At 63.1% G+C, this 26,862-nt stretch carries 19 protein-coding genes; 8 read left to right on the top strand and 11 right to left on the bottom strand.

All coding sequences use genetic code 11. From position 1 onward, the window contains the following. Positions 1–72 precede the first annotated feature (72 nt). From KHO49_RS03615 to glnE, 8 genes are all read right to left on the bottom strand, one after another. Positions 73–1,527 (bottom strand): lipopolysaccharide kinase InaA family protein, encoded by a 1,455-nt coding sequence (locus tag KHO49_RS03615; protein ID WP_213664630.1) that lies wholly within the window; start codon positions 1,525–1,527, stop codon positions 73–75. Next, positions 1,527–2,279, bottom strand: a complete 753-nt coding sequence (locus tag KHO49_RS03610) for a lipopolysaccharide kinase InaA family protein (RefSeq protein ID WP_213664629.1) — start codon at positions 2,277–2,279, stop codon at positions 1,527–1,529. Before KHO49_RS03610 ends, KHO49_RS03615 begins: the two co-directional genes overlap by 1 nt. Continuing rightward, complete coding sequence (locus KHO49_RS03605) at positions 2,276–3,010, bottom strand: lipopolysaccharide kinase InaA family protein (protein ID WP_102862865.1); 735 nt, start codon at positions 3,008–3,010, stop codon at positions 2,276–2,278. The genes KHO49_RS03610 and KHO49_RS03605 overlap by 4 nt, the downstream gene beginning before the upstream one ends. Beyond that, a complete protein-coding gene (gene rfaP, locus KHO49_RS03600; RefSeq protein ID WP_110595420.1) occupies positions 3,010–3,816 on the bottom strand; it encodes a lipopolysaccharide core heptose(I) kinase RfaP in 807 nt (268 codons plus the stop codon). The genes KHO49_RS03605 and rfaP overlap by 1 nt, the downstream gene beginning before the upstream one ends. Further along, the gene (locus KHO49_RS03595) at positions 3,813–4,937 is read right to left on the bottom strand and encodes a glycosyltransferase family 4 protein (RefSeq protein WP_213664628.1); all 1,125 of its coding nucleotides are present in this window, start codon (positions 4,935–4,937) and stop codon (positions 3,813–3,815) included. Before KHO49_RS03595 ends, rfaP begins: the two co-directional genes overlap by 4 nt. Further along, positions 4,937–5,998, bottom strand: coding sequence for a lipopolysaccharide heptosyltransferase I (gene waaC, locus KHO49_RS03590; protein ID WP_102862862.1), 1,062 nt, complete (start codon positions 5,996–5,998; stop codon positions 4,937–4,939). Before waaC ends, KHO49_RS03595 begins: the two co-directional genes overlap by 1 nt. A gap of 1 nt (position 5,999) precedes the next feature. Then, positions 6,000–7,034 carry a lipopolysaccharide heptosyltransferase II gene (gene waaF / locus KHO49_RS03585; protein WP_102882041.1) on the bottom strand — a complete coding sequence of 345 codons (1,035 nt, stop codon included), beginning with the start codon at positions 7,032–7,034 and terminating at the stop codon, positions 6,000–6,002. A 133-nt stretch (positions 7,035–7,167) separates the two neighbouring features. After that, positions 7,168–10,107: a bifunctional [glutamate--ammonia ligase]-adenylyl-L-tyrosine phosphorylase/[glutamate--ammonia-ligase] adenylyltransferase gene (gene glnE, locus KHO49_RS03580; RefSeq protein WP_213664627.1), complete on the bottom strand. Its 2,940-nt coding sequence runs from the start codon at positions 10,105–10,107 to the stop codon at positions 7,168–7,170. 383 nt (positions 10,108–10,490) lie between these two features. Between glnE and aceE the strand changes: the two genes are divergently transcribed. The 4 genes from aceE (at position 10,491) to msrA (ending at position 18,810) form a co-directional block, all read left to right on the top strand. Further along, positions 10,491–13,136 carry a pyruvate dehydrogenase (acetyl-transferring), homodimeric type gene (gene aceE, locus KHO49_RS03575; RefSeq protein ID WP_213664626.1) on the top strand — a complete coding sequence of 882 codons (2,646 nt, stop codon included), beginning with the start codon at positions 10,491–10,493 and terminating at the stop codon, positions 13,134–13,136. Between the two features lie 11 nt (positions 13,137–13,147). Further along, entirely contained in the window at positions 13,148–15,082 is a 1,935-nt protein-coding gene (aceF, locus tag KHO49_RS03570; RefSeq protein WP_213664625.1) for a dihydrolipoyllysine-residue acetyltransferase, read from the top strand. 312 nt (positions 15,083–15,394) lie between these two features. After that, the gene (locus tag KHO49_RS03565; RefSeq protein ID WP_102882045.1) at positions 15,395–18,088 is read left to right on the top strand and encodes a sensor domain-containing phosphodiesterase; all 2,694 of its coding nucleotides are present in this window, start codon (positions 15,395–15,397) and stop codon (positions 18,086–18,088) included. Positions 18,089–18,162: 74 nt separating this feature from the next. After that, positions 18,163–18,810 carry a peptide-methionine (S)-S-oxide reductase MsrA gene (gene msrA, locus KHO49_RS03560; protein ID WP_102882046.1) on the top strand — a complete coding sequence of 216 codons (648 nt, stop codon included), beginning with the start codon at positions 18,163–18,165 and terminating at the stop codon, positions 18,808–18,810. An 85-nt stretch (positions 18,811–18,895) separates the two neighbouring features. Here msrA and KHO49_RS03555 read toward each other — a convergent pair whose 3' ends face one another. The 3 genes from KHO49_RS03555 to eutH form a co-directional block, all read right to left on the bottom strand. After that, complete coding sequence (locus tag KHO49_RS03555) at positions 18,896–19,732, bottom strand: 23S rRNA (adenine(2030)-N(6))-methyltransferase RlmJ (RefSeq protein WP_102862856.1); 837 nt, start codon at positions 19,730–19,732, stop codon at positions 18,896–18,898. Between the two features lie 103 nt (positions 19,733–19,835). Beyond that, positions 19,836–20,192 (bottom strand): DUF1937 family protein, encoded by a 357-nt coding sequence (locus KHO49_RS03550; RefSeq protein ID WP_102882047.1) that lies wholly within the window; start codon positions 20,190–20,192, stop codon positions 19,836–19,838. Positions 20,193–20,228: 36 nt separating this feature from the next. After that, the gene (eutH, locus tag KHO49_RS03545) at positions 20,229–21,464 is read right to left on the bottom strand and encodes an ethanolamine utilization protein EutH (protein ID WP_102862854.1); all 1,236 of its coding nucleotides are present in this window, start codon (positions 21,462–21,464) and stop codon (positions 20,229–20,231) included. A gap of 380 nt (positions 21,465–21,844) precedes the next feature. Here eutH and KHO49_RS03540 point away from each other — a divergent pair, with 380 nt between their 5' ends. From KHO49_RS03540 to KHO49_RS03525, 4 genes are all read left to right on the top strand, one after another. After that, a complete protein-coding gene (locus KHO49_RS03540) occupies positions 21,845–22,609 on the top strand; it encodes a DeoR/GlpR family DNA-binding transcription regulator (protein ID WP_102862853.1) in 765 nt (254 codons plus the stop codon). Between the two features lie 158 nt (positions 22,610–22,767). After that, positions 22,768–24,174 (top strand): NAD(P)/FAD-dependent oxidoreductase, encoded by a 1,407-nt coding sequence (locus tag KHO49_RS03535; RefSeq protein WP_102882048.1) that lies wholly within the window; start codon positions 22,768–22,770, stop codon positions 24,172–24,174. After that, positions 24,161–25,393: an NAD(P)/FAD-dependent oxidoreductase gene (locus KHO49_RS03530; RefSeq protein ID WP_213664624.1), complete on the top strand. Its 1,233-nt coding sequence runs from the start codon at positions 24,161–24,163 to the stop codon at positions 25,391–25,393. The genes KHO49_RS03535 and KHO49_RS03530 overlap by 14 nt, the downstream gene beginning before the upstream one ends. Positions 25,394–25,420: 27 nt before the next feature. After that, positions 25,421–26,845 carry a glycerol kinase gene (locus KHO49_RS03525; RefSeq protein WP_170004071.1) on the top strand — a complete coding sequence of 475 codons (1,425 nt, stop codon included), beginning with the start codon at positions 25,421–25,423 and terminating at the stop codon, positions 26,843–26,845. The last annotated feature ends 17 nt before the right edge of the window (positions 26,846–26,862 follow it).

Raw genomic sequence — 26,862 nt, 5'->3', positions numbered from 1 at the left:
AGCGCCAAGCCCGGGCGCCGCATACGCCACGGCCCGCAGCCGCTGCCTGCAGCAGCGGCTATAGGTCGCAGGTCAGGCCTCGGCGCTCTGGACGGTCTTGGGCAGCCGCCGATCAATCACTTGATACAAATTGCTGCTTTCGGGCCAGTTGCGCATGAAACGTGCGCGATCTCGGGCAAATGCCGGAGCAAAGCTGCTCAGACTGGAGTGCTGGCACATGGAATCCAGATCGATCAGGGCCCAGCGATCGTCCTGCCAGAACAGATTGTGGCCCTTTAAGTCACCGTGACTGATGCGCTCCCTGATCAACTGGGCAAACAGCCGATCCAGCGCCAGCAACTCCGATTCAGGCGCCTCGCCACTGTCCACGAACGGTGCAAAACGCTCAATGATGTCAGGCCCCGGCAAGTACTCGGTCACCAGGTAGGCCCGACGGCGCAACCAGAGAAAACGCTGCTCCAGTACCGCCAGGGGCCTGGGCGTGGCAATCCCCAGGAATTCCAGGCGATTGCCTTCACGCCAGGAGTGCCAGGCCCGGCTCGGGCGCCAGAAACGCTTGAGCCAATGAGCCAAGCCCTTGATGTTGTAGCGCTTGACCACCAGGGTCCGCCCAGCGGCCTCAACCCGGCCGACACTGGCGGCGCCACCGGTCTTGTACAGATGTCCCTGATCCAACAGGGCATCGGCCTGCGCCAACACTGGCAGCATCGCGGCCTCTTCCTCACGGCGAATCGCACGCAAGGCGAAAGGTCCACGCTGCACGCTGAACAGCGTGCACTCACGGCCAACCTTGTTGAGAAAGTCCCGCAGGCGCCAGCCACGCACCTTGTTCACCTGCTTCTCCAGGGCCTCCAGGGGCAAGGCGTGCTCGGCATTGCTCAGCAGGTAATGCACCAGCAACTCTTCAGTGAAGGGTTCCAGGCTCTTGGGTAGCTGGGCGAAGAACACGCCCAGGTTTTCCAGGACCTTTTGCCGGGACAGGGGCTTGCCAGCCTCTTCGACACAGATCCCCGCGCCATCGATCAGGTGCAGCTTGCCGTCATGGCGCAACAGGTTGTCCAGGTGCAGGTCTTCCTGCCACAGGCCCTTGGCGTGCAACTGGGCAATAGCCCCGAGGGCCTCAGCCAACACCGCGGTCTGCTCATCGGCCAGCACCGGCAGCTTTTCCACCTGCTTCCAGGCGTCGCCGAGGCTTTGCGCCCCTTCCAGGAACTCGAAGAGCAACCAGCCGCCCTCGCCTTCCTGCAAGCCGTCCGCCAGCAGCAACGGCGTGGTCAGCCCCTGCTCCGCCAGCAGGCGCACACCCTGCAATTCCCGCTGAAAATGCCGCGCGGCCTTGGCCCCCACCAGCAACTTGGCCAGCACCGGACGCCCACGCCAGACACCGGCACCGACATAGCGCTGCCCCGGCAGCACGCGCAACAGGGTCAGCAACTGCAACTGCGCCGGGCCGGCAGCGTCCGCCAACTCCAGGCTCAGGGGCAGGGTCGGGCTGCGCCCGCTGTTTTTCAGCTCGGACAAACGCATCAGCGAGATTCCTTATGACTGCTGCGAGCACTGAGACGAGCGGCCCAGGCACCCACCAGGGAACTGTCCAGAGGCTGCTCCAGATAGGCCGCCAACAGGCCGCGCACTTCGTCGGCATTCCACACCGAAGCACGGCGCAGTAAAGGTTCCAGATCTTTGACCCGGTCGCGCTGACCGAACAGCAAGGGCCGAGTTTTCTCCAGGTCGATCAACTGCGCCCGGTAACCCTCGCCATGGCCTTGGAGGAAAATATGCTTGGGATAAAAGCAGCCATGGACCTGACGCAAGCTGTGCAGTTGCCGGGCCAATTGCCCGCAGGCCTTGAGTACCGCCTGGCGCTGGAGTTCACTGAGTTCATCCCAACGCGACAGCAGCGCATCCAGATCGTCCCAACCATCCAGGGCCCGGGTCAGGAGTATGGCTCGAGACTCGCCATTGACCTTGCGCATGCCAAAGAACACCGCCTGCAGCGCGGGAATGCCCAACTGCTGATAACGCCGGATATTGCGAAACTCCCGGGCGAAACTCGGTTCGCCGAAAGGCCGATGCAGGGTCCGGGTCTGGTAGTTGGTCTGCCGCTTGAGATAGAACCCCTGCCCTTCCACATCCAGGCGAAAGACGCTGCTGCTGCCGCCGCGACTGGTATTGGGCTCATCCACCGCATCCAATTGCGTAGCCCACAACTGGTCAAAAGTGCCGAGACCGTTACGCTCCAGTAGCGCACGTTCCTCGGACGCCAGGAAATCAGTCATTCGCGCCCCTCGAAAAATCTCACCACGTGGCGAATACGCGCCTTGTCGGCGGCACTCAAGCGATCGCGCTGGCGATACTGCAGATAGAAACGCAGGCGCTGAGTGGCCGACAGATGATATTTGGCCACCTTGTCCAGGCAGGCCAGGTCCTTGGTGATCCGGTACTTGAGCCAGAAACCACGCCAGAAATCGCCGTTCGGACAGTCGATCAGGTACAACCGGTCCTGATCGTCGATCAGCAGGTTGCGCCACTTCAAATCATTGTGGGTAAAGCGATGGTCATGCATGACCCGGGTATAAGCGGCCAACTGACGACTCACCCCATCGACCCAGCGCCGATCCTTGAGCCGCGGATCGTTGCGCTCGGCCAGCACCGACAGGTCCTCGGTCCGCGGCAGCTCGCGAGTGATCATCGCGCCCCGGGAGTAGGCCAGGCAGCGACGTTCCAGGCCCCAGGCCACCACATCGGCAGTGGGAATGCCCCACTTGGCGAAGCGCTTGAGGTTCTGCCATTCGAACTTGACCCGGGGCTTGCCCAGGTAGCGCCGCAGGTTCTTGCCGGCGCCGGTATAGCGCTTGACGTAGTAATTGACGCCGCCGCGCTCGACCCGAATAACCTCCGACAGAGGGTCCCGGGTCAGATGCTCGCCCTGCAGGGCAAATACCGCGTCCAGACTGCCGAAATCTTGCGTCAACTCCTGATAAGCGGGGTCCAGGTTCCAACTCGCCATCAGAGTGCGTCTCCGTACCGCTGCTTACGTGCGTAGAGTTTTTCCGCCTTGCCTTCAAGCCAGGACAGCAGCGCCGCTTCTTCGGCCAGGATCTGCCGCAACGGCTGCTGGAAATAGCCCTTGAGGAAGCGCAACTTGTCGCGGCGCGTCAGGCCGATATCCAGGGCGGAGAAATACAGGGCGGCCAGGTCCTTGTTGCGCCAGCGCAGGGTGATCCTCGGCCGGGTCTGGGCACGATGCAGGTCGATCACCGAGAGTTTCAGCTCCGCAGGCGTGATGGGACGATCGGTGTGCAACAGGAAATGGCAGATGTAGCAGTCGCGGTGGTTGACCCCGGCGCGGTGCATCATGCCGGTCATGCGCGCCACTTCGGCGATCAGCGCGCGCTTGAGCGCAGGCGCAGGCGGCTGCTTGACCCAGTCGATGCTGAAGTCTTCAAGGCTGACGGTGGGCGCCAGCTCCTCGGTGACGATGAACGAGTGCTGGTCCGCCGGGTTGCTGCCGCGCTCGCCGTAGGCCACGGCAGTCATGGTCGGCACGCCTACCTGATGCAGACGCTCCAGCGCCCGCCATTCCTGACCGGCGCCAAGCACCGGCAGCTTGGCGGTGATCAGGTTCTTGACGATCTCGCCCCAGCCAATGCCGCGATGGATCTTCACGAAATAACCGCGACCGTCGACTTCCGTACGCAAGGTACGGCGCGCTTCCAGCTCACGGTAGACCTGGCCCTTCAGGCCCTCGACAGCGTCGAACGCATCGCGTCCGGCCCAGAGGCTCTTGAAGGGTTCGGCAAGCATCAACTTCATCGGTGTTGCTCCGCCAGAATCACATCCGCAGCGTGCTGCGGCATGCTGTAAAGGTCGGCCGTCTCGGCGAACGCCAGGCCATTACGGCTCCAGGTCGCGCGTGCAGCGTCGTCGGTCAACAGGGTGGTGAGGTATTGATTGAGCTGCGCCTGCTCGAACGGCTCATCCAGCACCAGGCCGCATTCGGCCTCGGCGATGTAATGGGCGTAGCCGCAGACCGCGCTCACCAGCACCGGCAGCCCAGCCACCAGGGCTTCGAGCAGCACGGTGCCGGTATTTTCGTTGTAGGCCGGATGAATCAGCAGGTCGGCTCCCAGCAGGAAACGCGGAATATCACTGCGCCCCTTCATGAACTGCACCTGGTCGCTGACCCCCAATGCGGCACTTTGTACCTGGAATACCTTGGGGTCGTCCTGGCCGATTACAAACAGTCGGGTGCGTTTTTTCAGCGCCGAAGGCAGGGCCGCCAGCGCCTTGAGGCTGCGGTCCACGCCCTTGGTCTTGAACCCGGAGCCAATCTGCACCAGCAGCAGCTCGTCGTCCTTCAAGGCGAACTCACGACGGAAATCGGCGCGGATCTCGGCCGCGTTGGACGGTGCGCGGCGATCCTGGGCAATGCCCGGCGGCAGCAGGTGAAAGCGCTCCAGCGGGGTGTCGTAATGCTTGATGAACAGCGGCTGCTGAACCTCGGAGATCATCAGGATCTCGGTCTTGGCATCCTTGGCGAACACCGCCCGCTCGTACTCGGCGAAATGCCGGTAGCGACCCCAGCGACGGTACAGGGAGTGCCGCAGATTCTGCGCCTTGTCCTCGAAGCAGCCGTCGGCAGCGTAGTACACGTCCAGCCCCGGCATCTTGTTGAAACCGATCAGCCGATCCACCGGACGCTTGGCCAGGTCGGCCGCCATCCAGGCGCTGAGCTTTTCGTTGCGACGATGATTGAACAGCGCCTTGACCGGCGCTACCAGCACTTCAAAGCCAGGAGGCACGTCACCTTCCCAGATCAGGGTGTAGACGCGGATCTGGTGCCCGCGGCGCTGACACTCCAGGGCAATGCGCATGAAGTCGCGCTGCAGGCCGCCAAAGGGAAAATACTTATAAAGGACAAAAGCCAATTGCATCAGCGCGGCTCCTCAGCCAGTAACAAGGTGCTCAGTCGGCTGGCGACACGCTCGGGGTTAAGGCGCGTGAAGCACAATGGCCACTCGCGCTTGATGTCATAGCGTTGCTGATCCACAGCAGTGGGCTGGTAGGTGCATTTTTTCTGCAGGCACGGCGCACAGGGGAAGTTGCTCCCCAGATGAATCTGCACCTTGCCATAGGCGCCGGTCAGACCCGGATTGGTCGGGCCAAACAAGGAGATGGTCGGCACATCCAGGGCCGCGGCTAGGTGGCCCAACCCGGTGTCCACGGCCACACAGGCCTGGGCATCGGCCAGCACCTTGGCGACCCCGGCCAGGTTCAGCTTGGGCAGAACCGTGGCGTTTTTCAGGCCACTGGCAATACGCTCCGCCCGGGCCTTCTCGACAGCATTGCCCCAGGGCAGCTTGACCTCGACCCCGAGCATGCCCATGCGCTCGGTCAGCTCGCGCCAATAGGCCTCAGGCCAGTGCTTGGTGTCCCAGGTGGTGCCGTGCAGGAACAGCACGAAGGGATTCTTGCGCGGCAGTTCCACCAGTTTTTCGACATTCAGGCCGTAGTCGCCCAGGCCCTGTGGCAGGTCGTAGCCCAGGGCCACGGCGAACAGCTGGCGCACCCGCTCCACGGCGTGCTGCCCGCGGGCCACCGCCAGGCGTCGCGAGTAGAAACGCGAAGCCAGGGGCTCACGGGCCGAGTGTTTGTCCAGCCCCGCCACCGGGGCGCGCACGTAACGGGTCAGCCAGGCGCTTTTCAGCAGGCCCTGGGCATCGATCACCAGGTCGTACTTGGTCGAACGCACGCTCTGCTTGAAGCGGCGCCACTCGCCGCTCTTGATGGTCTGCCAGATATTCTTGCGCCAGCGGCGGATCGCCACCGGAATCACCTTGCCTACCGCCGGATGCCAGGAAGGAATCTCGGCGAAGCCTTCTTCCACCACCCAGTCGAACGTGATCCCCGGGATCGCTCGCGCGGCATCGGTCAGCGCCGGCAATGCATGAATCACATCACCCAGGGATGAGGTCTTGATCAACAGTACCCGCAACTTATTGAACCTCGACCGGGGAGCCCTGCAAGCGCTGCAAGGCTTCATTCACCGGCTGCGGCAACAACTGGCGCAGGCAGTTGTAATGACCGAAGCGACAAGTGCGATCGAAACACGGACTGCACTCGATCCCCAGGCGCACTACTTCGACCTGATCCGCCAGGGGCGGGGTGAAGCCCGGGGAGGTGGAGCCGTACACCGCCACCAGCGGACGATTCAGCGCGGCCGCCACGTGCATCAGCCCGGAGTCGTTGGACACTACCGAATCGGCGCAGGACAGCAGGTCGATGGCCTCGGCCAGGGAGGTTTCGCCGCTGAGATTGGTCGATTCCTCGCGCAAGCCGGGAATCAGTCGCCCGCGAATCTCTTCACCCACAGCATGATCGTTCTTCGAACCGAACAGCCAGACCTGCCAGCCCTCGCGGATCTTCGCCTCAGCCACTTGTGCGTAATGCTCGGACGGCCAGCGCTTGGCCTCGCCGAACTCTGCTCCCGGGCACAGCGCCAGCACCGGGCGATCCAGGCTCAGGCCAAACTTGGCCAGGGCCGCCTCGCGGCTTTGCGGATCGATCTGCAGGCTCGGGCGCGGGTACGGCTGGGGCAATTCGGCGCCCGGCTCATAGGCCAGAGCCATGAAGCGCTCGATCATCAGCGGGTAACGCTCTTTGTCGAGCTTGCGCACGTCATTGAGCAAGCCGTAGCGGAACTCGCCGCGCCAGCCGGTGCGCTTGGGGATGCCTGCGAAGAACGGCACCAGGGCCGACTTCAGCGAATTGGGCAGCAGGATCGCCTGATCGTACTGGCCGGCCAGGGACTTGCCGATCCGCCGGCGGGTCGCCAGTTCCAGAACACCGTGGCCAAGAGGAAAGCTCAAGGCCCGACGCACCTGGGGCATGCGCTCCAGGATCGGCCGGCTCCACTCGGGGGCCAGCACGTCGATCTCGCATTGTGGATGACGCTGTTTCAGGCACTCCAAGAGTGTCTGCGCCATCACCATGTCACCGACCCAACTGGGCCCAACGATCAGAATATTCATGTGGTTTCCATAAACGAGCCGGGGAGGCATACGCCCCCCCGCCTCGAGAATCCAGCACCGCGGCCTTCACCGTCGGTTCAGTTGGGGCGAGCCTCGCAGCTCGCCGAATACAATTGCGGCTGCATTATGCCGACTAGCTTAGCCCCAGCTCGCGCCAAATTCGTAACACTTCCCGTCGTTCGGTCACGAATTGATCACCGTTAATGATTCCGGCCTCATTCTGCAACGCCTGCCGGTGAGCCGCGGAACGGTAGGCCTTGTAGACCTCGCGCAGCAGGCTGGCATCGCTCGCCGGCATCAGCCCAACCTGCTCCAGCCCTTCCAGAATGCGGATGTTATCGGTGTAGCGCAGCAATGACGGGTGCTCTTCGGACCACGCCAGGGCCGCGTATTGCACCATAAATTCGATATCGACGATACCTCCGGCGTCCTGCTTGAGGTCGAACGGCGCCGTGGCTTCAAAGGCGTTGGCCGCGGTTCCGGCGGCGGTCAGGCGGCTGCCCAGGTTGTCACGCATCTTGGCCCGCATTTCACTGACTTCCTGGCGCAACTTGGGCAGGTCGCGGGTTTTACCCAGCACGGCGGCCCGGACCTTTTCAAAGGCCTGGCCCACATCCTGGCTGCCCACCAGCACCCGGGCCCGGACCAGCGCCTGATGCTCCCAGGTCCAGGCTTCGTTTTCCTGATAGCGGGCAAAAGCCCCCAGGGAACTCACCAGCAGCCCCGAAGCACCGGACGGCCGTAGGCGCATATCCACTTCATACAACTGGCCGGAGTTGGTCTGAGTGGTCAGCAGATGGATGATGCGCTGCCCCAGCCGGGTGAAGAACTGTGCACCGTCTATGGGTTTGGGCCCATCGGTTTCCGCTTGCGGATCGCCATCATGGATAAAGACCAGATCCAGGTCGGAACCGTGGCCCAGCTCGATGCCGCCGACCTTGCCGTAGCCGACGATGATGAATCCCGGGTCACACAAGGTGCCGTCAGTGCGCTGTGGCGCCCCGTACTTGGCCACGGTCTGGCGCCAGGCCAGGGCCAGCACCTGCTCCAGAATCGCCTCGGCGAGCCAGGTCAGGTAATCGCTGACCTTCATTAAAGGCAGGCTGCCAGCGATCTCCGAGGCGGCCACCCGCAAACGGTGGGCCAGTTTGAAGTGGCGCAGGGCCTCCATCTGCTGTTCCAGGTCGTCCTCGGGAATCCGCGTCAGGCGCTCGCGCAGCTCCGCCGCCAGCTCCGGCGCCAGGGGCGGCTTGAACAGGCGTCCTTCGTTGAGCAATTCGTCCAGCAACAGAGGGAAGCGGGTGATTTGTTCGGCAATCCACGGACTGGCCGCGCACAGGGTCAGCAAGCGGCGCAAGGCGCCCGGGTTTTCGGTGAGCAACACCAGATAGGCCGAACGCCGCGCCACCGCCTCGACCAGCGGCAAGACCCGCTCCAGGACCAGATCCGGATTGGCGTGTTCGACGGCCTGAGCCAGCAGGCGTGGAATAAAGGCATCCAGACGCTCACGCCCCAGACGCTGCATGGCCCGCAATTGCGGACTACCGCGCAGGCTGGCGAGTGCCCGCAGGGCCTTGGGCGCATCGACGAAACCACCCTCCTGCAACTGCCGGCAGGCGGCCTCCTCGTCCTGGGCTTCCTCCCATAACGGCAGCCACTCGCCCCCCACCACCACTTCGCTTTCAGCGCCTTCGTCTTCATCAGGATCGGCAATCACCTGGCGGAAGTGCCACTCCACCCGCCCACGCCAGTACATCAGTTGCTCATGGAAGGCGCTCCAGTCGGCAAAGCCGAGCATGAAGGCGATCCGCGCCTGGTCCTGGGGATTGTCCGGCAACATCTGCGTCTGCCGGTCGGCAATGGCCTGGATCGCGTGCTCGGTGTAGCGCAGGAACTCGTAGCCCTCACGCAACTCGCTGATCACCGCGGCCGGCAAATAGCCCTGCCCCTCCAGAGTACCCAGCACCTTTAATAAAGGACGCTGCTGCAGGCTCAGGTCGCGACCACCGTGAATCAGCTGGAAGGCCTGGGCGATGAACTCCACCTCGCGAATGCCCCCCGAGCCCAGCTTGATATTGTCGGCCATGCCCTTGCGCCGGACTTCCTGCTGGATCAGTTGCTTCATGGTGCGCAGCGCCTCGATGGCGGAGAAGTCCAGGTACCGGCGGTAGACGAAGGGCCGCAGCATCTCCAGCAATTGCGCCCCGGCCACCTGATCCCCGGCCACCACCCGGGCCTTGATCATGGCGTAGCGTTCCCAGTCGCGCCCCTGGTCCTGGTAGTACTGTTCCAGAGCATTGAAACTCAGCACCAGGGCACCGGCTGAGCCGTACGGCCGCAGGCGCATGTCGACCCGGAATACGAAACCGTCGACGGTCATGGGGTCCAGGGCCTTGATCAGACGCTGCCCCAGACGGATGAAGAACTCCTGGTTATCCAGGGCACGCTTGACCCCCACCGTCTCGCCGCCTTCGGGATAGGCAAAGATCAGGTCGATGTCCGACGACAGGTTGAGTTCCACTGCTCCCAGCTTGCCCATGCCGAGGATGACCATCTGCTGCGGCTCGCCGCTGCGGCCGCCGGTGGGCACGCCAAATTGCTGGGTATGACGCAGATACAGCCATTGATAGGCCTGGTCGATGCAGGCGTCGGCCAGGTCGGAAAGGTCACGGCAGGTTTGCACCAGATTCGCCTGGCGGTTCAGGTCGCGCCAGATGATCCGCACCTGCTGGCGAGTGCGCTGGCGGCGCAGTACGCGGCCCAATTGATCATCGGTCTCGGCCGCTTGCACCGCCGCCGCAATCTGCGCGCACAACTCACCCGGTGCAAAAGCCCGGTCCAGCTCACCGGAGTGCACCAGCTCCAGCAACATCAAAGGGTCACGCAGACTCTGTTCAATGACGAAGTCACTGGCGGCACTGACCCGGGCAAACTCGGCCCAGCGCTCGGCGCTCCAATCCGCAACATCGGGACCGCCTTCAAGGGCCGCCACCGCAGCGCGGAACGACTGCTCTGCACGGCTGACCAATGGCAGGAGAATCGCGGGGACTGGGGCAAGCGCGGGCAGACTCATGGGCTATCCTTGATCGGCGTGGAAAAGGCAGGCGGAGAGGAATATCGAGGGCGAGCAGCCTGATGGACTGTCGAACAAAAGTTAGAAATAGCTGAAAATAGGTTTTTTTTAGCAGCCGGCATTAATTTATTACCTATTCCCGTTAGTCAGCGACCAACAGTAACGATTATTCTCACAACGCAGCAGGAGGCCATAAGCCGCTCTTCTGTAGTTTTACTACTCGTATATACATTCGAAAGGCTGAAATGGCCGACGATTTGTAGTAAAACTACACGCCGCCGGATCAACCTCCGGCAATCCAAGAATTTATAATCGTCTGCCCACAAGGCCAGTCGCAAACTCAGGCAACCGATTCTGGAAGCCTTTCCGCCCTGGAGCAAGCCATGCAAGACCTCGATCCCGTCGAAACCCAGGAATGGCTGGACGCCCTGGAATCGGTTCTCGACAAAGAAGGCGAAGACCGTGCTCACTATCTGATGACCCGTATGGGCGAACTCGCGACCCGCAGCGGCTCGCAACTGCCCTACGCCATCACCACGCCATACCGCAACACGATTCCCGTCACCCACGAAGCACGCATGCCTGGCGACCTGTTCATGGAACGCCGCATTCGCTCGCTGGTACGTTGGAACGCGTTGGCCATGGTCATGCGTACGAACCTGAAAGATTCTGACCTGGGCGGTCACATCTCCAGCTTCGCCTCCAGCGCCACCCTGTATGACATCGGCTTCAACTACTTCTTCCAGGCCCCGACCGACGAACACGGCGGCGACCTGATCTACTTCCAGGGTCACGCATCGCCAGGCGTCTACGCCCGTGCGTTCATGGAAGGCCGCATCACCGAAGACCAGATGAACAACTTCCGCCAGGAAGTGGATGGCAACGGTCTGTCGTCCTATCCACACCCTTGGCTGATGCCTGATTTCTGGCAGTTCCCCACCGTTTCCATGGGTCTGGGCCCGATCCAGGCGATCTACCAGGCACGCTTCATGAAGTACCTGGAAGCCCGCGGCTTCATCCCGGCCGGCAAGCAGAAAGTCTGGTGCTTCATGGGCGACGGCGAGTGCGACGAGCCGGAATCCCTGGGCGCGATCTCCCTGGCCGGCCGCGAGAAGCTGGACAACCTGATCTTCGTCATCAACTGCAACCTGCAGCGCCTCGACGGCCCGGTTCGCGGCAACGGCAAGATCATCCAGGAACTCGAAGGCGTGTTCCGTGGTGCCCAGTGGAACGTCAACAAGGTGGTCTGGGGCCGTTTCTGGGACCCACTGCTGGCCAAGGACGTCGACGGCATCCTGCAACGCCGCATGGACGAAGTCATCGACGGCGAGTACCAGAACTACAAGGCCAAGGACGGTGCGTTCGTCCGTGAGCACTTCTTCAATACCCCTGAACTCAAGGCGATGGTTGCCGATCTGTCCGACGACGAGATCTGGAAACTCAACCGTGGCGGCCACGACCCGTACAAGGTCTATGCGGCCTACCACGAGGCGGTCAACCACAAAGAGCAGCCGACCGTCATCCTGGCCAAGACCATCAAGGGTTATGGCACCGGCGCCGGCGAAGCGAAGAACACCGCGCACAACACCAAGAAAGTCGACGTCGAAAGCCTGAAGCTGTTCCGCGATCGTTTCGACATTCCGGTGAAAGACGACGACATCGAAAACCTGCCGTTCTTCAAGCCTGAAGAAGGCAGCGCCGAAGCCCGTTACCTGAGCGAGCGTCGTGCCGCACTGGGCGGTTTCGTGCCTCAGCGTCGCGCCAAGAGCTTCAGCATCCCGACTCCGCCACTGGATACCCTCAAGGCCATCCTCGACGGTTCCGGCGATCGCGAAATCTCCACCACCATGGCCTTCGTGCGGATCCTCGCGCAGTTGGTCAAGGACAAGGAAATCGGCCAGCGCATCGTGCCGATCATTCCGGACGAAGCCCGTACCTTCGGTATGGAAGGCATGTTCCGTCAGTTGGGCATCTACTCCTCCGTCGGCCAGCTCTACGAGCCAGTCGATAAAGACCAGGTGATGTTCTACCGCGAAGACAAGAAGGGCCAGATCCTCGAAGAAGGCATCAACGAAGCGGGCGCCATGAGCTCCTTCATCGCTGCCGGTACTTCGTACTCCAGCCACAACCAGCCGATGCTGCCGTTCTACATCTTCTACTCGATGTTCGGCTTCCAGCGTATCGGCGACCTGGCCTGGGCCGCTGGTGACAGCCGTACCCGCGGTTTCCTGATCGGCGGTACCGCCGGCCGTACCACCCTCAACGGTGAAGGCCTGCAGCACGAAGACGGCCACAGCCACATGCTGGCCGGGACCATCCCGAACTGCCGCACCTTTGATCCAACCTACGGCTACGAGCTGGCGGTGATCATCCAGGACGGCATGAAGAAGATGACCGAAGAGCAACAGGACGTCTTCTACTACATCACCGTGATGAACGAGTCCTACCAGCAGCCAGCCATGCCGGCCGGTGTCGAGGAAGGCATCATCAAGGGCATGTACCTGCTGGAAGAGGACACCCGCGAAGCCGCGCACCACGTGCAACTGATGGGCTCCGGCACCATCCTGCGCGAAGTCCGCGAAGCGGCGAAGATCCTGCGTGACGAGTTCAACGTCGCCGCTGACGTCTGGAGCGTGACCAGCTTCAACGAACTGCGTCGCGACGGCCTGGCCGTAGAGCGCAGCAACCGCCTGCACCCTGGCCAGAAGCCGAAGCTGAGCTACGTCGAAGAGTGCCTGAGCGGCCGTAAGGGTCCGGTCATCGCCTCTACCGACTACATGAAGCTGTTTGCCGAACAGATTCGCCAGTGGGTGCCGTCCAAGGAATTCAAAGTCCTGGGCACCGACGGTTTCGGCCGCAGCGACAGCCGCAAGAAACTGCGTCACTTCTTCGAAGTAGACCGTCACTTCGTGGTGTTGGCAGCCCTGGAAGCCTTGGCTGACCGTGGCGACATCGAACCCAAGGTCGTGGCTGAAGCCATCACCAAGTTCGGTATCGACCCGGAAAAACGCAACCCACTGGACTGCTGAGGAGACTTTCTGTGAGCGAACTCATTCGCGTACCTGACATCGGCAGCGGTGAAGGTGAAGTAATCGAACTGATGGTCAAGGTCGGCGATCGCATCGAAGCCGACCAGAGCATCCTGACCCTCGAGTCGGACAAGGCCAGCATGGAAATCCCTGCGCCGAAGTCCGGCGTGGTCAAAAGCCTGAAAGTGAAGCTGGGCGACCGCCTGAAAGAAGGCGACGAACTGCTGGAACTGGAAGTCGAGGGCGCCGCTGCTGCGGCCCCTGCGCCGGCAGCCGCTGCACCTGCACAGCCGGCCGCAGCGCCAGCTGCTGCCGCTCCAACTGCCGCTCCTGCCGCTGCCTCGGTACAGCAGGTGCACGTGCCGGATATCGGCTCGTCGGGCAAGGCCCAGATCATCGAGATCCAGGTCAAGGTCGGCGACACCGTCGAGGCTGATCAGTCGCTGATCACCCTCGAATCCGACAAGGCCAGCATGGAAATCCCGTCGCCGGCTGCCGGCGTGGTCGAGAGCATCAGCGTCAAGCTCAACGATGAAGTGGGCACTGGCGACCTGATCCTGGCCCTGAAAGTGGCCGGTGCTGCGGCTCCTGCCACTGCCGCACCAGCCCAGGCCGCCGCTCCGGCTGCCGCCGCGCCTGCGCCAGCCGCTGCTGCAGCTGCGCCAGTTGCCGACAGCGTCCAGGACATTCACGTTCCGGACATCGGCTCGGCCGGCAAGGCCAAGATCATCGAAGTGCTGGTCAAGGCCGGCGACAGCGTGGTTGCCGACCAGTCGCTGATCACCCTCGAATCCGACAAGGCCAGCATGGAAATCCCATCGCCAGCCGCCGGCATCGTGGAAAGCGTGTCGATCAAGCTGGACGACGAAGTCGGTACCGGCGACCTGATCCTCAAGCTCAAGGTCAAGGGCGCCGCCCCGGCAGCCGCTCCGGCACCTGCCGCGGCCCCTGCCCCGGCGAAAGCTGAAGCTGCTCCTGTCGCCGCCGCGCCTGCCGCTGCCGCTCCAGTTGCCGCACCGGCCAAACCAGGCGCGAAAGTTCACGCCGGCCCGGCTGTGCGCCAACTGGCCCGCGAATTCGGTGTCGAGCTGAACGCCGTGAGCGCCAGCGGCCCGCACGGCCGCATCCTCAAGGAAGACGTTCAGGTCTACGTCAAGGCGATGATGCAGAAGGCCAAGGAAGCACCGGCTGCCGGCGCAACCGGTGGCGCGGGCATCCCGCCGATCCCGGTCGTGGACTTCAGCCGCTTCGGTGAAATCGAAGAAGTGCCGATGACCCGTCTGATGCAGGCCGGCGCCGCCAACCTGCACCGCAGCTGGCTGAACGTGCCGCACGTGACGCAGTTCGACTCGGCCGATATCACCGAGCTGGAAGCATTCCGTGTTGCACAGAAAGCCGTGGCCGAGAAGGCCGGCGTCAAGCTGACCATCCTGCCGCTGCTGCTCAAGTCCTGTGCGCACCTGCTCAAGGAACTGCCGGACTTCAACAGTTCCCTGGCACCCAGCGGCAAGGCGATCATCCGCAAGAAGTACGTGAACATCGGCTTCGCCGTGGACACCCCGGATGGCCTGCTGGTACCGGTGATCAAGAACGTCGACCAGAAGAGCCTGCTGCAACTGGCGGCCGAGGCGGCTTCCCTGGCGGAAAAAGCCCGGACCAAGAAGCTCTCTGCGGACGAGATGCAAGGCGCCTGCTTCACCATCTCCAGCCTCGGGCACATTGGCGGCACCGGCTTCACGCCGATCGTCAACGCGCCGGAAGTGGCGATCCTCGGTGTTTCCAAGGCCACCATCCAGCCCGTCTGGGACGGCAAGGCCTTCCAGCCGAAGCTGATGCTGCCACTGTCCCTGTCCTACGATCACCGTGTGATCAACGGCGCGGCCGCCGCACGCTTCACCAAGCGTCTGAGCGACCTGCTGGCCGACATCCGCACCATCCTGCTGTAACTCGCGAACCGGCCTTCCCGTCATGGGTGGGCCGGTACCGCACGTTTTCCGAGCGCCACGCTCGTACCTCAACCCCGTCAATTTGGCGGGGCTTTTTTTTGCCGGAAAAACGTCGCCAATTGCCCGTCATTGCTCGAGCCCAAACAGCAAAAAAGTTACTTTGCAGAAATCCTTCTGCCTGCCGATACAGGTTTATAGCACTTAGCCTTCATCTTACTTGTCAGTCGGTGCCGCATGATGCAACCTTGCCGCAGGCAACAGTAAAGAGGGCGCGAGCCCGGCGCGATCAGCAATTTCGAAGCGAGTTTCCCCATGAAAAGCCAACCCGATGCCGCCAGCCGTATGGCGGCCGAGGTAGTGACGCAGTTGCCTGTGCCCTCGCGGCTCGGCATGTTGCGTTTCGAACGGCTGAATGAAGCGAGCTGGGCGCTGCTGTTTCTCGATCCCAACTGCGAACGTCAGTTCGGCCTGCCCGCCGTCGAACTCTGCGCTCTGGTCGGCTCCCCCTATGCCAGCCTGATGGAGCCTGAGGCGCGTTATCAGTTGCACGACGCCATCCAGCAGCAACTGAGTACCAGCCCCCATTACCTGATCCGCTACACCTTGCACACCGGCCAAGGCCCCTTGAGCATCCTGGAACTGGGGGAAGCCTACAAACAACACAACCGGCACTTGCTGCGCGGCTACCTGCTGGTGGTCGAAGGCCTGTTCAGCGATGCCTCGCCAATGCCCACCGTGGATCTGGAAACCCAGAACACCCGCCTGCAGATCGCCCTGGAACTCAACCAGCGGGCCCAGCAGGAACAGCTGCAGCATCTGGAACGGGTACGTGCGCAGCAGGACCTGATCCTGCTCCTGACCCGCCAGCGCTACAGCACCAGCAACTCCCTGAAGGAAGCTGCCGAGCTGATCACCCGCAGTGCCTGCGACATCTACCAGATCGACTGCGCCAGCATCTGGAACCTGGAAGACCAGCTACTGGTGCCGATTGCCGCCTACCACCGCGGCCCCCAGGAATACCGCATGCCGGAGTCCATCGACGCCAGCAGCTTTCCCGATTACCTGGAAGCCCTGCACAGCTGCCGCGCCATCGACGCCCAGAACGCCATGCGCGACCCGCGCACCCGAGAGATGGCCGAAAGCCTGCGGCCACGGGATGTGAATGCCATGCTCGACGCCAGTATCCGCATCGACGGCCAGGTAGTCGGCGTGCTGTGCCTGGAACAGACCGGCATGACCCGGGCCTGGCAGTCCGACGAGATTGCCTTTGCTGGCGAGCTGGCAGACCAGTTCGCCCAAGTCATCAACAATCACAACCGACGCGCCGCCACCAGCGCCCTGCACCTGTTCCAGCGCGCCGTGGAACAGAGCGCCAACGCTTTCCTGCTGGTCAACTGCGACGGCGTGGTGGAGTACGTCAACCCAAGCTTTACCGCGATCACCCAATACAGCACCGAAGAGGTGCACGGCCACCGCCTGTCCGAACTGCCAGCCCTGGAAAACCTCAGCGAACTGTTGTTCGACGCCCCTTCCAGCTTGGCCAAGAGCAACAGCTGGCAAGGCGAGTTCAAGAGCCGACGCAAGAACCTCGAGCCCTACTGGGGCCAGCTGTCGATCTCCAAGGTCTACGGCGACAATCGTGAGCTGACCCACTACATCGGCATCTACGAAGACATCACCCAGACCAAGCTCGCCCAGCAACGCATCGAGCGCCTGGCCTACACCGACAACCTGACCAACCTGGGCAACCGCCCCGCGTTCATCCGCAACCTGGATGAACGCTTCGCCCGAGACAGCGATACCCCGATCAGCCTGCTGCTGGTAGACATCGACAACTTCAAGCGGATCAACGACAGCCTCGGCCACCAGACCGGCGACAAGCTGCTGATCAGCCTGGCCCGACGCCTGCGCAACAGCCTGAGCCCCAGCGGCAGCCTGGCGCGCTTTGCCAGTAACGAATTCGCCGTACTGCTGGACAACACCGACCTGGAAACCGGGCAACAGATCGCCAGCCAACTGCTGATGACCCTGGACAAGCCGATGTTCGTCGACAACCAGCTGATCAGCGTCACCGGCTCCGTGGGGCTGGCCAGCGCGCCACTGCATGGCCGCGACCCGCAGACCCTGATGCGCAACGCCGGCCTGGCGCTGCACAAGGCCAAGGCCAACGGCAAGCACCAGGTGCAGGTCTTCACCGAAGCCCTCAACGCCGAAGCCAGCTACAAGCTGTTCGTCGAAAACAACCTGCGCCGGGCCCTGACCCAGAACGAGCTGGACGTGTTCTATCAGCCCAAGCTGTGCCTGCGCAGCGGCCGCCTGCTGGGCATGGAAGCGCTGCTGCGCTGGAACCACCCGGAAAAGGGCATGATCCGCCCGGACCAGTTCATCAGCGTGGCGGAAGAAACCGGCCTGATCATCCCCATCGGCAAGTGGATCGCCCGCCAGGCCTGCCGCATGAGCAAGCAACTGACCGCCGCCGGCCTGGGCAACCTGCATGTGGCCATCAACCTGTCGCCCAAGCAGTTCTCCGACCCGGACCTGGTTGCATCCATCGCCAGCATCCTCAAGGAAGAGCAACTGCCCTCCTCGCTGCTGGAGCTTGAATTAACAGAGGGCTTGCTGCTGGAAGCCACCGACGACACTCACCAACAGCTAGAACAGCTGAAAAAACTTGGCCTGACCCTGGCCATGGACGACTTCGGCACCGGCTATTCGTCCCTGAGCTACCTGAAGAAATTCCCCATCGATATCATCAAGATCGATCGCAGCTTCATCCACGAGATCCCCGACAACCAGGACGACATGGAAATCACCTCGGCCGTGATCGCCATGGCTCACAACCTGAAGATCAAGGTGGTCGCCGAAGGCATCGAGACCGCCGAGCAACTGGCATTCCTGCGCCGTCATCGCTGCGACGTCGGCCAGGGCTACCTGTTCGACCGGCCGATTCCCGGCACCGAGCTGATTGCCAAGCTCAAGCGCTATCCTCGCGGCCCAATTGCCTGACAGCGCTGTAACACTCGGGCAAACTGCGTGTCTATCGACTGAACGACTCCCCAACCTGACTGGAGGACCGACACATGGTCTTGCGCTCGGAAATACTGGTGAACAAAAACGTGCTTCCAACCAAAGAACAAGCTCTGCCCGGCCGCGAAACACCCATGACCGTGCCTGAAGAACACTACGTCAACGGCAACCCACTGCTGGGCCCGTTTCCGGGCAATGTGGATTTCGCCATCTTCGGCCTGGGCTGTTTCTGGGGCGCCGAGCGGCGCTTCTGGCAGCGCGAAGGCGTGTTCAGCACCTGCGTGGGTTATGCCGGCGGTTTCACCCCGAACCCGACCTACGAAGAAGTCTGCTCAGGCCTGACCGGCCATACCGAAGTGGTGCTGGTGGTGTATGAGCCCGAGAAAGTCAGCTACAAAGAGCTGCTGGCGATGTTCTGGGAACTGCACAACCCGACCCAGGGCATGCGCCAGGGCAATGACGTTGGCACCCAGTACCGCTCGGTGATCTACACCACCAACCCGACCCAGCTGGAGCAGGCGCTGCACAGCAGGGACGTGTTCCAGGCGGAACTGACCAAGGCCGGCCTGGGCGAAATCACCACTGAAATTGGAGAAGCCCCGACCGTCTATTTCGCCGAGGCGTACCACCAGCAGTACCTGGCGAAGAATCCCGAAGGCTATTGCGGGATCGGCGGCACTGGCGTGACCTGCCCGATCTGAACCCGCCGCAAGCGACAAGCCTCAAGCTCCAGACGCTGTGTTTTCAGCTTGAGGCTTGAGGCTTGAGGCTTGAAATGTAGCGCTGTTACTCGGCGATCAACCAGTCCATCTGCCAGCCGCCCTGGGTCTGGCCGAGTTTCTTCGACAGCCACGGCAGCAGCTCGCGCAACTCCTCCTCCAGCCCCCAAGGCGGATTGGCAATCGCCAGGCCCGAACCGTTGAGGCTGTTGGGCGTATCCAGCGGATGCACCAGCAACTCCACCCGCAGCAACTTCGGCGCGCCGGTACCGGCCAGGTCCTGGTAGAAGCGCCGCAGGGCCCGCTGATCCTTCACCGGGTACCAGATGGCCGCCACGGTCTGACGCATGCGGCCAATGGCCTCCTTCAACGACGCAGCACAGCGCTGCATCTCGTCGAGCTGCTCGAAAGGCGGGTCGATCAGCATCACCGCACGTTTTTCAGCCACCGGCAGCAACGCCCGAGCCACGTGCCAGCCTTCCCCCAGGTGCACCGCCACCCGACGATCACCCTTCATGTTGTCCTTGAGCAGCAGGCCGTCTTCCGGGTGTTTTTCGTTGAGCAGCACCCGGTCCTGGGAGCGGGTCAAGCGTCGCGCCAATTCCGGTGACCCCGGGTAGTAACGCAACTCGCCATCGGGGTTCATCTTGTGCAGCACCTGCATGTAGTCGGCGGTCAGCGCCGGAAGATCCTGTTCGCCCCACAAGCGGGCGATGCCTTCCAAATACTCGCCGGTACGGTTTGCCTGGTCGCCCTTGAGGTCATACAGACCGATGCCGGCGTGGCTGTCGAGGTAGGCGAACGGCTGCTCCTTGCGCGACATCAGGGCAATGAGGCGGGTCAAGGTCAGGTGTTTGAAGACGTCGGCGTGATTGCCGGCGTGGAAGGCGTGACGATAGTTCATGGTTGCTCCTGCGCAGGCGGGCAAGTTTACCTTGTGCGCAGGCTGTCGTCAGTTCGAACGGCGGCCGTACCCGGCGCAGGCGACGATGGGTACGGCCCGGGACTCAGGCAAATTCGTGGCAGACCTCGGACCACAGGCTGACCCGCCGCCCGGACGATTCGAAGACCTCGATCTCGCGCTTGATCCCGCCGCTGTCCCTCCAGCCTGGCAGGTCGAGCACGATCAACTCTTCCATCATCGCCATGTACAACGCATCCACCGGTGCCCAGAGCTTGCCGATGGCAGCGTTGTCCTTGCCGGCCAGGCACAGGTTGATCGGATGGGACATGCTCACCTGGCTGAACACTGCGTGCCCGGCCTCGAGTATCTGCGCCGCAACGCGATTGCACTGAAGAAAACGCTCATTGATGACCTCAGCGTCGGAGTGGCTGTAGGGGCAGGCCAGGAAAATCTTGCGCATCGTTACCTCGACTTCAGGGATAGGTGGAGCGGACCCTCAGGTCCGCGCAGGTTGCAGGGCAAAGGCCGCGGCCTGTTCCTGCTCTTGCAGCTCATAACGCTGGGCGGCCGGCACCGAGATACGGATGGCAATCGCCACCGCCAGCAAGCCGCCGAACAGTTTGCCGATGAGCACAGGCAGGATCAGGCTCGGCTGGAAGTTCGCGGTAAACGCCAGGTGATCGCCGATCAGCGCCTGGGCACAGACCCCCAGGGCCACGCACAGCACTTTGTCGCGAGCGGTCATGTGCTTGAACAAGTGGTAGGTGGCGATGATGTTGGCGAACACCATGACAAAGCCCGCAGCACCGGTGCTGGACAGGTTCAACTGGCGTCCCAGCAGCTCCATGGGCTTTTTGCAGTAGCGCTGGAACAGGTAGCAGATGGGGAAGGTGCCGGCGAGCATGATGCCGATGTAACCGGCGATCTCGATGGCCCGGAACAGCTCCTTTTCATCGGCGAACATCGGGTCGAAGCCCCAGCCGCCGAAGTTGATGCTGAAGAACTTGGTGAAGTGCTCGACGATGCTCAGGGCCAGGATCAGCTTGATCGCCGCGTCCATGATCTTGCCGAACACCAGGAAGCCGCCAACCATCATGCGCGGCCTGTAACGCAGTCCCGCCGCCAGCAGGAAGCAGAACACGAACAGCGGCGCCAGCAGCTTGAGCATGTCGACAAACCCCAGGGACAGGTAGTACAGCGCCTCGGAGTTGGTGGAGACGATATCGCGCACCGGCAACTGGGTAGCGGTGATGATCAGCAACGACATCAGCACGGCGAAGGGAATGCTGATCAGCCCGGCCATGGCGCCCAGGGCCAGGTACTTGTGGTCCTTGCGCTCAAGCATGGTCAGGCCCACCGGGATCAGGTAGACGATGGTCGCCCCCGAGGTGTAGCCCACCAGCATCGCGGTGATCCACAGGTCGCGATTGGCGGTCAGGGCATTGGCCAGCTGATAGCCGCCCATGTCCACGGCGATGATCGACAACGCCGCGATCGACACATCCGAACCCAGGGCATTGAAGAACGGCCCCAGCGCATGGGAGATGCCCTGGGACAGGTAGGGAATCGCCACCATGATCCCGGCCTGGGCCAGAAAGACCGGACCAATGGAGTGGATACCGTTGACGAACTCCTTACCCAGGCCACTGTCGGGCTTGATGATGGATGACAGGGCGCCAACCACGGCGCCGAGCATGATCAGGTAAATGACGTAGTTTCCAAATTCAGCCATGTGGGTTCATCTCTCTGCGCGTCATTTATAGGTTTCCCCCACCAGGGAGGTTCTTGTTGAGGCCAGCGCTGGTCATCTCTTCGCCAAGGCGGGCGATGACCCGGTATGCAAACACAGGGCATTTCCTATGCCATAATGTGTATTAGTTGTTGTTTTTACCTGCAAACACTCAATTATCGGTCACAATATCTGTCGCCAGAGTCTTCACAAGCTGATCTGGCCTAGCTAAGCGGGTGACCGGTCACGATTGTGAAACCTGCAGTTAAATGCTTAACTTCGCCATCGAACCTGACCGAATCTGCATGCAAATGTGCAAAATGTGTGCGTAAGTAACAAAAACTGCCCATTTGTGTGGCGAAGTACCACTAACGGAAAACCCCATGCGCCCCAACGAACGACGACAGCAGATTCTCGAACTCCTGCGCCAGCGGGAGCGAATTTCCGTGGAGGAACTGGCCCGCATTACCGCCACCTCCCAGGAAACCATTCGCCGCGACCTCAGCGAACTGGCGGAAAACGGCCTGGTTACCAAGTTCCATGGCGGCGCGGCCCTACCGCCTACCGGTGAACACGAAAACACCTTCCAGACCCGCATGAACGAACACGCCCAGGAGAAGCGCGCCATTGCCCGCTACGCCGCCGGCCTGTTCTGCGCCGGGGACAGCATCTTTATCGATACCGGGACCACCACCCTGTTCTTCGCCCGGGAACTGGCCCAGCTCACGCGCCTGACGGTCATCACCAACTCCCTGCCAATCGCCGGCTGCCTGGGCGAATCCGGTAACCGGGTGTTCATGATCGGCGGCGAATACCGCCCCGACTCGACGCAGAACGTCGGCACCCTGGCCCTGGAGCAGATCACCCGCTTCAACGCCGAACACGCGGTGATCACCATCGGTGCGCTGAATGAAGACGGCGCCATGGACTTCTCCATCGAAGAGGCCGAAGTCGCTCGCGCCATGATTGCCCAGGCCCGCCAGCTGACCGTAATCGCCGACTCCTCGAAGCTGGAGCGCCGTGGCCTGTTCAAGGTATTTCCACTGGAGCGCATCGACCGCCTGGTGATTGATCGCCAGCCCGGCCCGGCACTGCAGGCGGCGTTGGAAAAAGCCGGCGTGGAAGTGCATCTGGTGGCCCAGGCCTGAACCCGCCCCGGTGTGGCAGGCGGTCGCCCATCGCCTTAAATCCACAAATAACTGACCGATATATGACCGAATAAGAAATAAAAACAACAATCATGGCCCGCAATATGCTTTTATTCCTGCACAAGACCTTGGTGTTACCGCAGGAAACAGGCATTTATATGACCGAACTTTATCCGAACAGTGTGACTTTCGATGTGGCCATCGTCGGTGGCGGGGTCGTCGGTTGCGCCATGGCCAGGCGCTTTGCCCTGGAGGGTGCACGGGTGGTGCTGCTGGAAAAGGGCAGCGACATTCTTTCCGGCGCCAGCAAGGCCAACAGCGCCATCCTGCACACCGGCTTCGATGCCCCTAGCGGCAGCCTGGAGCTGCAGTGCATGCAGGCCGGGTACCAGGAATACCTGGAGATTCACTCGGCCATGAACTTGCCGCTGCTCAAGAGTGGCGCCCTGGTGGTGGCCTGGAACGCCGAGGACCAGGCCCGCCTGCCGGGGATTCTCGACCAGGCCCAGGCCAATGGGGTCAATAACGTGCGCCTGCTGGAACGCAGCGAGATCCTCGCCCTGGAACCCCATCTGGCCAATCACGCGGTGGGCGCGGTGCTGGTGCCCGACGAACACCTGATCGACCCCTGGTCAGCGCCCCTGGGCTACCTGCAGCAGGCCATGGCCCACGGCGCCCGGGTGCAGTTGCGGTGCGAGGTGCAGCAAGGCCAATTCGATGGTGATGCCTGGACCCTGCATACCAACCAGGGCACCTTGCGCAGCGCCCAGGTGATCAACTGCGCGGGGCTGTTCGGTGACACCCTGGAGCACAACCTGCTGGGCCACAGCGAATTTCGCATCATGCCGCGCAAGGGCCAGTTCGTGGTCTTCGATAAGGCCGCGGCCAAACTGCTGGAGCGCATCGTCCTGCCGGTGCCCAACGAACGCACCAAAGGCATCGTCCTGACCCGCACCGTCTACGGCAACCTGCTGGTGGGCCCCACCGCCGAAGAACAGGAGGACCGGGTGCATGCCGGGCTCGACGGCCCGACCCTGCAAAGCCTGATCGACGCTGCCGTGGAGCGGATTCCCGGCCTCGCCGGAATGCCGGTCACCGCTACCTACGCAGGGCTGCGCCCGGCCAGCGAAAAGAAGGAGTACCGGATCCAGGCCGATCACTCCCGGCACTGGATCACCGTCGGCGGCATCCGCTCCACCGGGCTCACTGCCGCCCTGGGCATTGCCCGGCACGTCTACAGCCTGTACAGCCAGCGTCGCCAGCATCACCCGGTGCGCGAGCCGGTCTGGCCGCAGATGCCCAACCTCGCGGAGCACTTGCCCCGGGACTGGCAACGCCCCGGCTATGGCGAAATCGTCTGCCATTGCGAACTGGTGACCCGTCGCGAAATCGAGACCGCCCTGCACAGCCCCCTGCCCCCAGGCGATCTGGGTGGGCTCAAGCGCCGCACCCGTGCCTGCATGGGGCGCTGCCAGGGTTTCTATTGCTCGGCCCAGGTCGCCGAACTCAGTGCCAGCCAACTAGCCGTCCCACTTGCCACAGGTCGTTGCCATGAACAGCACTGAACTCCTTCAGGCCGAAGCGGCCATTATCGGCAGCGGCCCGGCGGGCCTCGCGGCCGCCATTGAACTGCGGCGCCAGGGCATCGGCCCGGTGATTGTCATCGAGCGTGAAAGCGAAGCTGGCGGCATTCCCCGGCACTGCGCTCACCCGCCCTTCGGCATGCGCGAGTATCAGCGCATTCTCAGCGGCCCGGCCTATGCCCGGCGCAATGTCGAAGCCGCGCTGAAAGCCGGCGTGATCCTGCTGCTGCGCCACACGGTAGTCAGCCTGGAACCCGGCGGCCTGCTGCGCCTGGCGAGCACCGACGGGCCGCGGCAGATCCAGGCGAAAAAGGTCCTGATCGCCACCGGCGCCCGGGAAACCCCGCGCTCGGCACGCCTGCTGTCCGGCGACCGCCCGGTGGGCGTGATCAACACCGGAGCGTTGCAGAACTTCCTCTATATGCAGCACCTCAAGCCCTTTGAACGACCGCTGATCGTCGGCACCGAGCTGGTCAGCCTGTCCGCCGTACTCAGTTGCCGGCGCGCAGGAATCCGCCCGGTAGCGGTGCTCGAAGCCAACAACCGGGCAACCGCACGCTGGCCGCTGTCGCTGTTTCCACGCTTACTGGGCATTCCCATGCATTTCGGCGCGCAATTGCTGGCGATCAACGGCACCGGCCGGGTGGAATCGGCCCAGGTGCGCCTGGCCGACGGTCAGGTGCGCGAGATTGCCTGCGACGGCGTGCTGCTCACGGGCCAGTTCACCCCTGAGTCGAGCCTGGTGCGCCAGAGCCACCTGCAGCTGGACAGCGGTAGCGACGGGCCGAAGATCGATCAATACGGGCGCTGCTCGGACCCGGCCTACTTCGCCGCCGGCAACCTGCTGCGACCGATCGAGACCGCCGGCTGGTCCTACCGTGAAGGGCGGCGTATCGGCAGCCTGATGGCACTGGCCCTGTGCAACCAGCTACCCGCTCCCCATGACGCGCTGACCCTGAAATACGCAGCCCCGATCAAGCTCGGCGTACCGGGCCGGCTGGTGCGCGGCGAGCTGGCGGGCCTGCAGCACATCCAACTGCGGGTCAGCCGGGCGGTCAGCGGCACCTTGCGGGTTCGCGCCCAGGGCCTGGACCTCTGGAGCCGCCCGGTCTCGGCACTGCCGGAACGGCGCCTGCTGATTCCCCTCAAGGAACTGCAACTGCCGGAACACCTTGACCAACTGGACATCTGCATCGACTAGGCCCGTCCCACAACAAGAGAAAAGACCATGCGAATAGCCGCACTTGACCAGGGCACCACCAGCACCCGCGTACTGGTTGTGGACATGCAAGGCCGTGCCGACATCCAACTGGCGCTGCGCCACCAACAGCATCACCCTCGTCCGGGCTGGGTCGAGCACGACCCGCTGGAACTGCTGGCCAACCTGCAACGCTGCCTGGAAGCCACCGGCCGGGTCGACGCCATTGGGTTGGCCAATCAGGGCGAAAGCTGCCTGGCCTGGGACGCCATCAGTGGCGCACCGCTGTCTCCGGTGATCGTCTGGCAGGACAACCGCAGCGCCGCACGCATCGAGGAACTGCGAGCCAACGGAGCCGAAGCCCTGACCCTGGAGCGGGCCGGATTGCCTCTGGACGCCTATTTTTCCGCCAGCAAGCTGGCCTGGATCGTGGAGAACCTGCCGGCGGCACAAGCAGCCCTGAGTGCCGGCCGCCTGCGCCTGGGCACCACCGATGCCTACTTCCTCGACCGCCTGGCCGGGGTCTATGCCACCGACATCACCACCGCCTCGCGCACCTCGCTGATGAACCTCGCCACCGGCCAGTGGGACCCGCAGTTGTGTGCACTGTTCGGCGTCCCGCTAGAGGCCCTGCCACCGATCCGCGCCACGGTCGGCGACTTCGGGCGCATCGGCCAGACGCCCATCAGCGCCTCGGTGGTGGACCAGCAAGCCTCGCTCTACGGCCACGGCTGCCGGCAGCCGGGGGACGCCAAGATCACCTTCGGCACCGGCGCCTTCGCCCTGACCGTCACCGGCGATCAGATCATCCGCGCACCGGAGAAAGGCCTGCTGGCCACCATTGCCTGGCAAGTCGATGGCAAGCCGGTGTATGCCATGGACGGTGGCGTGTACGACGCCAGCGCCGCGGTGGAGTGGGCCGGGCGGCTGGGCCTGTTCAGCGACTTCTCGGAGCTGGCGGCCTTCGATCAGCCACCGGCCATTTCCCGCGAACTGGCCTTTGTCCCGGCGTTGTCGGGGCTGGCCTGCCCGCACTGGGACCGCAGCGCCGGGGCGGTGTGGATCGGCATGAACGCCGCCACCAGCCGCCAGGACCTGTGCCAGGCGGTGCTGGAAGGCGTGGCCCTGCGCAGCGCCGAAGTGATCACTGCGATGGACGATCACCTGCGTGTCACCGACCAGCTGTCGATCGACGGCGGGCTGGCCCGCAGCCCGTATTTCGCCCAGTTCCTTGCCGATATCCTGCAACGCACCATCGTCACCCAGCGTTTCGACGAACTCACTGCCCTGGGCTGCGCCGCCCTGGCTGCCCGTGGCCTGGGCCTGGAGCTGCCGGAGTTGGACAACACCCGCACCCACTATCAGCCCCGTGTCGACCGGACCACGGCCGACGTCTGGCGCCGCACCTTCAGCGCCGCCGTCAGCCGCTCCCAGGGCTGGTCCCAGCCGCGCTGAAACCGCCATTGGCCAAG

The organism is Pseudomonas sp. RC4D1 (assembly GCF_018390395.1).
GTDB classification, from domain to species: Bacteria; Pseudomonadota; Gammaproteobacteria; order Pseudomonadales; family Pseudomonadaceae; genus Aquipseudomonas; species Aquipseudomonas danubii.
Note: the sequence above shows the minus strand (reverse complement) of the source record. Positions and strands in the feature narration are given on the sequence as shown.